Origin of the sequence: Elstera litoralis, from assembly GCF_000963705.1 — a bacterium.
Classification (GTDB): Bacteria; Pseudomonadota; Alphaproteobacteria; order Elsterales; family Elsteraceae; genus Elstera; species Elstera litoralis.
In genome coordinates, this window is record NZ_LAJY01000546.1 from 1 (window position 1) to 1,255 (window position 1,255).

The following is a 1,255-nucleotide window of genomic DNA, read 5'->3' on the forward strand; positions in this document are numbered from 1 at the left end:
TCGATCATAAGCTCCTCTTCGTGGAGCGCAATCCAAGCAAGAAGAAGTTTGGTTTGCTTCGGGGGTAAATTTCCCTGAAGGAACTGACCGTCCGGGATACTCACAACCGCCTCGCTCCCCTGATACCGCACATGAATATGCGGCAAGTTATGCTGCCGGTTATCGCGGTAGAACATCAAAATAAGCATTCCATAGAACATACTAATCGTCGGCATTGTCCCTCTCCCTCCCCACGTCCGAACAGGCTAGCACAGCCCGCCGCCGCCATAAAGAAACCGCCCCAGGGTTTCCCCTGGGGCGGCTCTTTTAGACGCTAACCCTTTGGCCCGAAGGCCGGGGGATTAGACGGCGTAGTCGGCAACGGTCAGCGAGCCAACCGTGCTGAAGCCGGTGTTACCGACGATGCTTGCGAACTGAAGGACCGTGTCGTTAGCAGACAACACCGCATCGGCGTTGCTGTTGATAACGCCGTAGACCGAACCGGAGTACGTGAAGAACACGATGTCGCCAGCGGCATCGAAGTTGGTACCAGCAGCGGTCGTTGCAGCGGTAATCGCGGCGCTGACAGCAATCGTCAGGGTTGCACCGGAGATGGTGCCAGCCTGATAAACAGCGCCGGTAGCGGCAACGTCGATCTTATCGCCATCGGAGAAGACGAAGTCAGAGATGACGTCGAAGTTCGTCACGGTCGAGATCGTCGCAGCCTGCGTGGTGTAGGTGAACATATCAGCACCAGCACCGCCGGTGAGAACATCGCCACCAATACCGCCGACGAGGGTATCTGCACCCGCGCCGCCCGACAGTGTGTCGCTGGCCGAACCGCCCGTGAGGGCATCGGCCTGGGCCGAACCGGTCACATTGAAGCGACCGCCATCGGTTTCTGCCGCACCGTTGAAGGTCAGAGCGCCGGTAGCCGAAGCTGCCGTCACTGTGAGCGTCGTGCTGGCAGCAACCAGAGCTTCCACCGTGGTGATGGCCGAAGCTGCACCCGTCAGAACGATGCTTTCAACGTTGGTCACGTTATCGAAAGCCGAAGCTGCCGTAGCAACTGCGTTGATCGTATCCGAACCGGCACCGCCGTTGATGGTATCAACGTTGGTCAGGCCGCCGGTCGAACCGGAAGCTGCCGTGAACGTGAACACATCCGCACCCGTGCCACCGGAAACCAGCGTCGTGTTACCCGTCAGCGTACCATCGGTATACGTCAGGTTACCCGTGAAGGCCGAGGCATTGAAGGTGTGGTTGAGAGCAGCGG

General features: G+C 59.0%; 2 protein-coding genes. Both read right to left on the bottom strand.

Annotation, left to right across the window (positions count from 1 at the left end; genetic code table 11):
* Positions 1–215 (bottom strand): DUF4160 domain-containing protein (locus VZ95_RS17230; RefSeq protein ID WP_045776954.1); only part of this gene is annotated, 215 nt, incomplete at its 3' end.
* 126 nt (positions 216–341) lie between these two features.
* Positions 342–1,255, bottom strand: a 914-nt coding sequence (locus VZ95_RS17235; protein ID WP_045776955.1) for a calcium-binding protein, incomplete at its 5' end; no start/stop codon positions are given.